At 53.0% G+C, this 9,590-nt stretch carries 6 protein-coding genes; 4 read left to right on the top strand and 2 right to left on the bottom strand.

Annotation, left to right across the window (positions count from 1 at the left end; genetic code table 11):
• Positions 1–3: 3 nt before the first annotated feature.
• Positions 4–909 carry an alkaline phosphatase family protein gene (locus tag QME66_11750; protein ID MDI6809638.1) on the bottom strand — a complete coding sequence of 302 codons (906 nt, stop codon included), beginning with the start codon at positions 907–909 and terminating at the stop codon, positions 4–6.
• 294 nt (positions 910–1,203) lie between these two features.
• Here QME66_11750 and QME66_11745 point away from each other — a divergent pair, with 294 nt between their 5' ends.
• From QME66_11745 to QME66_11730, 4 genes are all read left to right on the top strand, one after another.
• Positions 1,204–2,466, top strand: a complete 1,263-nt coding sequence (locus QME66_11745) for a hypothetical protein (protein MDI6809637.1) — start codon at positions 1,204–1,206, stop codon at positions 2,464–2,466.
• A 197-nt stretch (positions 2,467–2,663) separates the two neighbouring features.
• A complete protein-coding gene (locus tag QME66_11740) occupies positions 2,664–3,164 on the top strand; it encodes a rhomboid family intramembrane serine protease (protein MDI6809636.1) in 501 nt (166 codons plus the stop codon).
• 6 nt (positions 3,165–3,170) lie between these two features.
• Complete coding sequence (gene rmuC / locus QME66_11735) at positions 3,171–4,502, top strand: DNA recombination protein RmuC (protein MDI6809635.1); 1,332 nt, start codon at positions 3,171–3,173, stop codon at positions 4,500–4,502.
• 232 nt (positions 4,503–4,734) lie between these two features.
• Entirely contained in the window at positions 4,735–7,266 is a 2,532-nt protein-coding gene (locus tag QME66_11730; GenBank protein ID MDI6809634.1) for a S8 family serine peptidase, read from the top strand.
• 61 nt (positions 7,267–7,327) lie between these two features.
• Here QME66_11730 and QME66_11725 read toward each other — a convergent pair whose 3' ends face one another.
• Positions 7,328–9,523: a DUF2341 domain-containing protein gene (locus tag QME66_11725; GenBank protein ID MDI6809633.1), complete on the bottom strand. Its 2,196-nt coding sequence runs from the start codon at positions 9,521–9,523 to the stop codon at positions 7,328–7,330.
• Positions 9,524–9,590 lie beyond the last annotated feature (67 nt).

Below are 9,590 nucleotides of genomic sequence, written 5' to 3'. Positions count from 1 at the left end.
TATTCATCTCAAAACAGTTACAGCAACTACGGAACAAGTTAACCGGACACCAGTGACCTGCGACCTTCTTTTTGCAGAAACGAATCCTTCTCTTATTTGTGGTCCTATTGCGAGAAAGATGAGATGTCTGCAACCCTCGCATCCATCGCCATGCCCCTTGAAACCGCCGTGCTGATCATCGTGCCTTCCATGGTCCCCGGTCACAAAAAGAGTGCAACTTCCCCGATAGAATGCATCTCCTTCAATCTCTTTCCAGACCTCACATACAAGTGAGTCGGCAGTCTTTATTGCCGAAACATACCGTTCCCAGTTTCCACTGTGAGCTGCGATGTCCACTCCGGCGAAATTCACGATGACGAGCTTCGGATGGTGCTTCCTCATGGTCGTCCTCAGAGAAGTCCATGTTTCGATGTCAGAACGTTCCGTGGGAAACCCGGGTACGTCGTGCGAAGCCCCAAACTTCTTGCCATACTCCCGCGCCGAGCTGCAGGTCACTGCCTCGAGCTTTCTCTTTCCGGCAATCACCCACAGTTTACTCATCTTGAGTTTCGAATCGCTTTTGCGAAGATACTCAAAGAACGTCGGCGAGTAAGGCCTTTCCCTTCCATTGTTCGCTATCTTCTGCCACGTACCGGTCGCGATGCTTGCCTGGCCAGGAACAGTCTTAGTCACGCCGTCATTGAAGAAAGCAGTGATGATTGAAGCGTCGTGTCCAGCCATTTTCCACATTCCGGGGATGTATGCGTGAGTTGAATCCCCGAAAGTCTCCGAGTAGCGGACTCCGTCTATTACGATTACAAAAAGAGCCTGTTTGTCTCGCTTCGGGGCAAGAGAAAGCAGGGGAAGACAAAGCGCGAAGAGAACAAGAATGGGCAGCGTGTTTTTCCGGATGCAAAATCGTCTAGGCACGATTGAGAAACCTCTTATAAAATCCTGGAAACGGGTGAGCGTCCATTGCCCTCATGCCATCAACAGGTCGAAAAAATACATGAGGCAGGATGAAACTTCAAGGACAATTCTCTCCGCCAAACATCAGTTAACAAATGAAAACTGATTCGCTATAATTTGCCGGAACTATTCAGCTCAGAAATCGGGAGGTGTAAAATCAGAAAAGGTTTCCCGGGGCTCCTTCTTTTCCTCTTATCTTTGTCGGCACTATTTCCCACTTCAACGCCTGCTTATGCCTCCTCTCGGGACGTGTTCGTGAAGGTTCTCGGAGGGAGGGATGAAGATGTTGTCCTTGGAGCTGTTGAATCAGCTGACAGCGGGCTTGTCATAGCAGGCCGTTCCCAGGGCAGTTCTCCGATTCGATTTGGCGCACTTCTTGTCAAATTCGATCGCGCCGGGAACTGTGAGTGGATGAGGAAGCTAGGCGGAGCAAAGGATGACATCGCCTACAATCTTGTTCAGACAGCCGACAGCGGACTTGTCATAACCGGTACCACTCAGAGCTACGGAGTCGGCAACGGCGACGTCCTTCTTACGAAGTTCAACCCGGCCGGCGATCATCTTTGGACACGCACGCTTGGGGGAGCAGAATATGATGGAGGCTACAGTCTCGTGCAATCGTCTGATGGGGCACTCGTCGTGGCCGGATGGACAAAGAGTTTCGGTTCCGGCGCCCCTGATGTTCTTCTCTCGAAGTTAGATGCGAAAGGTGGTCATCTTTGGACGCGAATACTCGGCGGAGTCAGGGGAGACTACGCTCTCTCGCTCATCCAGACGACTGACAAAGGATTCGTTGTGACCGGATACACCCAAAGTTACGGAGCAGGTTCGAGCGACGTCCTTCTATGCAAATTCGATTCAAACGGGAATCATGTCTGGACGAGAGTATTTGGAGGTCCTGGCTGGGACCAGGGACGTTGGGTCATTCAGACAATCGACGGCGGAATCGCAGTCACGGGGGAAACTGACAGTTTTGGCCCCGGTGATAAGGACATGTTCCTCTCGAAGTTCGATGCAAAAGGCAATCATCTTTGGACACGCACACTCGGGGTGAAGGACGATGATTCTGGCTACTCTCTGGTCCAGGCACGGGACGGGACGATCCTTGTGACAGGCTGGACCGGTGTGTCGGGGGGAGGGTATGTCGGCGATGTCCTCTTCTCGAAGTTCGATAACGAAGGGCAGCATATCCGGACTCAAACGCTTGGAGGGCCGGGGTGGGACAAGGGGCTCTGTATCATACAAACATCTGATGGAGGCTTTGTGGTCGGTGGGGGAAGTACGTCTTATGGCGGAGGGGATCCCGATGTTCTCCTCGTGAAGTTCGACTCCTCGGGGAATGGTTGTACAGGTTCACCTCAGGTCCCGGCCAGCAAGTACGTCAATCCAACCATCACAGTTCCTAGACCGATGACCCAGTTCCATACACCCGGTCTCAAGAGTCCGGTCCCGGCGATTGTAGCACCTCTTCGAACGACCAAAACTGTGTGTCAAGGCAATGAAAGCGGCAGGAAATGAGTGCACTGAAAAGTTCGGATTGCAAGCCGAGGTGAGCGCCTACGATACCGCTTCGTGACACTATTCCTTCCTCAAGGCGACCGGTTGTTACGATCGGTCTCATTGCAGTCAATTCACTTATCTTTGTCTACGAATTATCCCTTGGGCAAAACATAAACCAGTTTGTCTCTCACTACGGGATGATCCCGCACAGGCTGTTGTCCGGGGACTCTGCAAGTCAGTTTGAGTACGGCGGGAGATATCTTTCCGTCTTCACAGCGATGTTCCTCCACGGAGGATGGCTTCACCTGATAGGAAACATGCTCTACCTCTGGATCTTTGGAGACAATGTTGAAGATAGAATGGGAAGACTGAGATTTCTTGTCTTTTACATTTTCTGCGGGCTTGCAGCGAGTATCGGTCAGGTGTTCGCCAGCCCGCACTCAAACATTCCCACCATAGGTGCGAGCGGCGCGATTGCAGGTGTGCTCGGCGCATATTTCACGCTTTTCCCCAGGGCACGGGTTCTAACGCTTATCCCGATCGGATTCATAATCAGGGTGATGGAGCTTCCCGCGTTCTTCTTCCTTGGATTCTGGTTCTTGATCCAGTTCTTGTATGGGAGCATGATGAGGGAAGAAGGAGGAGTGGCGTGGTGGGCGCATGTGGGAGGGTTCGTGGCAGGTTTTGTTCTTGTCCAGATTTTCAAGAAGAGGTGACTTCTCATGAATAACGTGGCCGTAGTCATTCCGCTGCTGCTGGTCAATGTTGTCCTTCTGCTGATCGTCATATGGCGCCTGTTCCGCCGCGGCCGTGACGAGACAGAGCATGTTGTTCGAGACGAACTGCGTGCCCAGCGGGAGGAATCTCTTAAGGCTGCGCGAGAATTGCGAGAGGAAGTCACCGGCGGCTTCAAATCTGCAAGTGACACCATTGCGAAGACTATTGGCGAGATGGGGAGCCTCCAGAAAATGCAGCTTGAGGCAGTAACCAGGCAGCTCAGAGATTTGACCGAGACGAACCAGTCCCGTTTTGACGCGCTCCGCGAAGTCATTGACACGCAACTCAAGCAAATCCAGGAGAGCAACGAAAAAAAGCTCGATGAGATGCGTAAGACTGTGGATGAGAAGCTGCATGATACGTTGGAGAGACGACTTGGAGAATCGTTCAAGCTGGTGAGCGAGCGTTTGGAGGCTGTGCAGCGAGGGCTCGGGGAGATGCAGACACTGGCGACGGGTGTGGGTGACCTCAAGAGAGTTCTCACCAACGTCAAAGCTCGCGGCACTTGGGCAGAGTTTCAGCTCGGAGCAATTCTTGAGGAGATACTCACGCCGGATCAATATGCACGAAATGTCCAGACAAAGGAAGGATCGCGTGAAACTGTCGAATATGCAATCCGTCTTCCGGGACCCGACAATGAACCTGGGACCCATGTCTGGCTGCCGATCGATTCCAAATTTCCTCAGGAGGACTATCTGAGACTATTGGAAGCAGCGGAAGCGGCAGATAGCGAGAAGGTGCAGGAAGCGAGCAAGGCTCTTGCTTCGGCCGTAGTCAAATCTGCGCTTGATATACGTAACAGGTACATCGATCCACCGCACACCACCGATTTTGCCCTGATGTTTCTGCCGACGGAGGGTTTGTATGCTGAAGTCCTCCGGCAGCCGGGGCTTGTAGAGAAGCTCCAGCAAACCCACAGAGTCGTCGTTGCCGGACCGACAACACTGGCTGCCATCCTCAACAGCCTGCGCATGGGCTTCCGGTCACTTGCCATCCAGCAGCGCGCGAGTGAAGTCTGGAAAGTGCTGGCAGCGGTCAAGACCGAATTCGGCAGATTTGAAGAGGTGCTTCGCAGGGTCAAGAAACAACTGGACACCGCGAGCAAAACAATTGATGAGACCAGTAAACGCACTCAGATCATGGAAGCCAAGCTGCGGGATGTGGAACGACTTCCTGCGGGGGAGCTAGAGGACGTCCTGGTACTGCCCGACTCGGGCGCTCCGGAATCTGTCTCCGGGGAGCCGGATGAAGAAGAGGTCGAGGGAGACGAACACTAGAAATATTTCTCCGGCATTGCATGTTGCAATGATTGACCGCGTAACTGCTGGAAAACAGACAAAAGTTTGACAAACTTGGCTTCAATTCACAGAGAAGTGTTGAAACCCGGATGTCTCTCTGGTATAATTGTTACAGAGTTGAATGGATGGAGTGGACATCTCTCGGGTCACGCTTCAAACAAGGCGTACCCGATTGTTGTTTCTGGAGTGACAGTTACAAACGGAGGGCACGATGAATTTCAGGAGACGGACAGGTTCGTTGCCGGCTCTGAACCTCGCGGTGCTTCTGTTTTCTGCCTTTCTTTTTGCCGGTGCTGAAGGCGCGCCTGCAGAACCTTCAAGCTCTGCACCATTGAGCGGAATTCCTTCACAGACGATTGCCAAGATGAATGCTCCGCTCAAGCTTCTTCTTTCCACGCGTCTTAAGCCTGTCCCAGAGACGAGCTTCTTGAGTGAAAAAGCCCTTGAGCCCAACGCGCCAGTGATGCTCAAGTTCAAGAGGGAGCTGGCTCCGGGAGAAATATCTTCACTTGAGAGCATCGGTGTCCAGTTCGACAGAGTTGACGGGAAGATTTCGAAGGTGGGGACGATATATGCGGCACGGGTGCCATGGGAAGCACTCGGCGCTATTGCTGGAAGAAACGATGTGGAGACCGTGGAATCTGTTTGGAAGCCAAGACTCCTGCCTTGTCTTGACGTGAGTGCCCCCGAAATCGGAGCTCCGTCAGCATGGCAGGTGACTGACGGGCTCGGCGATAAAGTCACAGGCAAGGGTATTATCCTTGCCGACTTTGATACAAGTGTTGACATATACCACCCGGCGCTCTTCAAGGCAGATGCCGACACGTTCGATTGGATAGATGCCGATCATGACTCATTGTTTGATAATGGCCTCGACGGCGTTGATCTCGACAAGGACGGCCAATTCGATGCAAACGAGAAGCTCCGCTTCTTTGACGGCGCGATCTATGACCCTGCGAAGACCTTTGGCGGGAATGGAACGAGCAATGCCGACGGTGTGTTCCAGGCTTACTGGGACTGGCTATACAATGATGCCAACAGTAACGGCGTAAGAGAATACGGGACAGGCGCCGGCTTCAACGAAAACTCTCCTTCTCTCGGCGAGAGACTCTTCATGGTGATTGATTCGAACCAGAACGGAGCATTGAACGTCGGAGAAAAACTTCTGGGGCTTGGGACCTCGAAGGTCCTGGCCACGATGAACACCGGAAGCGTCGAGAGAACCCGTGGAGTTGACCTGATGAATACGGACGCGGACAACTACGGCCATGGAACGCCTGTCTGCGGAATACTCGCCGGGCACAAGAACGGTTTTGGAAAATTCGCAGGGATCGCTCCCGATGCAGAGATTGTCATGGGAAACTACTTCACGGATGTGTCAATCGTGACACTCCTGAATTGGGCAAGAGCTAAGGGTGCCGATGTCGTTCTCTACGAAGGCGCGAGCTTCGTATGGGAGCCTCTTGACGGCTCGACGATCGCCGAACAGACGCTGGATGCCTTCGCAGACAGCATCATTCAGGTCACACCTGCCGGAAATCTTGCAAGAGGATACAAACACTCCCTGTTTTCCCTCCCGCCTTCCCAGACGGATACTTCCAGAGTTTATGTACCTGCCACCTATGGCGGCTCGGCGATTACATACATGTGGCTCACATATCTGTGGAGGACCCCCTCTGACAGCATCAGGGTGCAGGTCACTACGCCGGTGGGAAACTCGATGATGCTTAACGGATTGTGGGGATATCAGGTTCTCGACGGATACGAATTCTACTCCGGCAGATCAACGACATCGCGGGGAACTGCTGAGTTTGATATTCAGATAAGAAATCTCTCAGGCAATCTTGCCGGGACATGGAGATTCGCATTGACCAATAGAACGGGCGATGTGACCGACGAGGTGAACGGTTATGTCAGCGACAATGCAAGCTCGTGGGCAGGCGGTTCGGAGTTCCTGAACTACAGGTCAAATGATAAGACTGTCTGCTCGGTTGCAACTGCAGACAGCGCGTTCACTCTTGCCTCCTACAGTACGCGGGGCTACGAGGGTTACAGCGGAGTGGGAGGCGGCACAATACTGCCTGGAGCTTTGAGCAAATTCAGCAGCAGGGGAAAGAGGATTGATGGTGTGTCCATCATGGACATCGCATCACCTGGAAACTACGACGTCTATTCAACAAGGACGCACTATGGCACGGGGTCCTTCGGCGGATACACACAGTTCAGTGGGACTAGTGCGGCGGGTCCGCATGTCGCCGCGTCGTGCGGCCTCGTAAAGCAGTATTTTCCGCTGGCAACACCCGCCGACATCAAATACAGAATAACGAGAAGCGCTCTCGCCGATAGTTTCACCGGCACTGTCCCGAACGACCTGTGGGGCTGGGGAAAACTGAGAGTCTATCAGGCAATCGCATGGCCTCTTACTGGCGTTGAGCTTCCGGCAGATTTTCTCGGAAGTCCCGTCGTGAGAGCGAGACTGTCCCAAAACTATCCGAATCCTTTCAATCCGGCGACAAAAATCCAGTACGAGCTTCCAAGAGAGTCACCTGTGAAAGTTGGAATCTACGACGCACGGGGCAGGTTCGTGAGAGTCCTTGTTGACGAAAGGCAGTTCGCGGGCCGGTACTCGATTCTCTGGGATGGTCTTGATTCCCGCGGGCTTCAGGTATCGTCCGGGGTTTACTTCGTGAAGCTTGAAGCGATGGGGAAGACCGACAGCCGTAAGATGGTTCTCCTCAGGTAAATAGGTAAAATAGTGACAGTCACCTATTTTCTGGGAGTGGTGGCAAAATAGGTGACTGTCACTATTTTAGGAAGGTTAACTTCTTATTGGTCTCGAAGCCGTTGACTCGCAGCGTACAAACATATACGCCACTCGCCACTCCAACCCCGTCGTCATCGGTACCGTTCCACAGGACCGAATAGTTGCCGGCTTCCTTCTCCGTATTCACGAGAATCCGCACCAACCGGCCCTGCAGGTTATAGATCCTCAGGTTCACATTCCCGTTCGTCTTCAGAGCGAAGCGGATAGCAGTCTCGGGGTTGAAAGGGTTCGGGACGTTCTGCTCGAGCGCGCAGACCGCACCGTAGAGAGCAAGGGGCGCTGTGTCAACAGCCATCAGGCCTCCCCCGTCTACATAGACCTGCACTGTAGGCTCCTGTGCACGGCATTTTCGAACCCTAAACAGGTCAAAGTATTCGTCTGTAACCTCTCCCGGTGTAATAGCCAGTCTGATTCTGTCAGGACTGACTGACGCCGCCTGCACAGAGTGTTTTGTGCCATTGATGGTCACCTTACTATTCGGACCGTTCCAGAATATCGTAATGGGAAACCAGAAATTGTAAGCGCCGGCTTCGAGCAGTGTGAATGTGTTACGGTACCACTTGAATTTGGGAACGCCCCAGTAGTCTCTGTAGAAGTGAAGCGATCCCTCGCTCGTCGAATCCGTCAGCGAGATTGATGCCTGCGGCTGCTGTGGAGGTGGACTGTTCGTGTTGGTCAACTTCCAATACAGGTCAAGTGCCAGTGTGGGAAGGTTGAGACAATGTTCGGCGTACTGAACACCCTGACCGTTGTTGTAGAGAAGCAGTCCATAACTGCCTTCGTATCTGGCCGGCGGGTCCGGCCTGGCGTTGGCGGAGCTAGAAACAGTCCATCCAGTTGGTGGAATCACAGTCGAGGTGTCCGCCAGCGGATCGTATTCTTCGTTATAGCAAATACCCTTCGGATACCACACTACATCCCTGCCGCCTGCCGAGTATAACTTGTTATTGATAACACCTCCTGCCACGCCGTCTCGCGGATGAATCGCAGGCGATTTCTGCTCCCAGGAATCCGTGGCGGGATCATAGGCATAGTTGTCAAGGTGGAAGCCTCCATCCAATCCGGGGACAACGTATATCTTGCCGCCTATGACTGGATTTTCTCTTACTACACCATACTTGCTGACCGGCAATGGCTCTTTTGTCGCCCATGTATCGGTCAGAGGATCATAAGCCTCGTTCACATTTATTGCGCCAGTCGGCCCAGGACCGTAGGAGTATCCCCCTATGACATAGATTTTGTCATCGACTGCGGCGCAGGCACCCCATGTTCTCCAGGTCGGGATATCGGCCTTACGTGTGTAGATGTCGGTGCCAGGGTCGTATTCATAGTGATTCGCCTTGTAGAAAAGGTGAATCTTGTCGCCGTACCGTACGCCCATCAGCCCCTGGTCCGCCAGCCCGGATGGAACTGATGACCATGTGGCCCAAGTGTCTGTCGAAGAGTCATACACCTCGTGCGCACGAGATCCACGTCCAGCATATCCGGCAAAGACATGAATCAGACCATTGAATTCAACGGCAGTCGGACCCCATCGGGCCGTCGGCATATCGGCTTTTCGGCTCCATGTGTCAGCAAAGGGGTCATATTCATACGTTTCTTTCAACCAGTCGCTTGTACTCGCACGATAACCGCCGAAAAGATACAGCTTGTTGTCACATACGGCCGCCCCGGCATCGGCTATACCTGTCGGCAATGGCTGTTTCTCAAGCCATACACGCGGGAACGCACTGCCCCACGCCTCAAAATCTTCGAAGAACTCAAAAGTTGCATTGCCGTTACTGGCAGAGTCCGCTTCCGGATTGCCGAAATAGAGGTAGATAGTGATTCCCTCAACCGGAATTGACTGCACTTTCACCCAGATCACCGCATACTCTTCTGGTTTGTCCCAGATTTCGATCCAGTGATTCAACAACGTCAGTCCATCCGCATCGGTGAAACGCACATCTTCACCGTTTTCCTTTGCCAATGCGAAGATGCTGTCCTGTGCACACGTCAGCACGACCTTGACTTGATAATCAGTCAGGACAGTATCTGAGTCTGTAATAGTTATCCCCCTGCGGTAATCCCACCCTCCGGGCAGCCACTGGGCCTGAACTGGCTCAATCACAAACAGAATCGTGGCCAATAGAAGCGCCGCCGCGCCATAAGCTGCAATTCTGACTCTGCCCCTCATCATTGATCTCCCTACCTAGTGTAGTGCGTCTAACGCTTCTTTACATTTGGTGACTTTGGCCAGGATG

This window comes from Candidatus Eisenbacteria bacterium (assembly GCA_030017955.1).
GTDB lineage: Bacteria > Eisenbacteria > RBG-16-71-46 > JASEGR01 > JASEGR01 > JASEGR01.
The sequence above is the reverse complement of the archived record's forward strand: the minus strand, read 5'-3'. Positions and strand labels throughout refer to the sequence as shown.

Excerpts from the sequence above, each read along its gene's own strand:
- QME66_11725 (MDI6809633.1), bottom strand. The coding sequence starts at position 9,523 with ATGAGGGGCAGAGTCAGAATTGCAGCTTATGGCGCGGCGGCGCTTCTA.
- QME66_11730 (MDI6809634.1), top strand. The coding sequence starts at position 4,735 with ATGAATTTCAGGAGACGGACAGGTTCGTTGCCGGCTCTGAACCTCGCG.
- rmuC (MDI6809635.1), top strand. The coding sequence starts at position 3,171 with ATGAATAACGTGGCCGTAGTCATTCCGCTGCTGCTGGTCAATGTTGTC.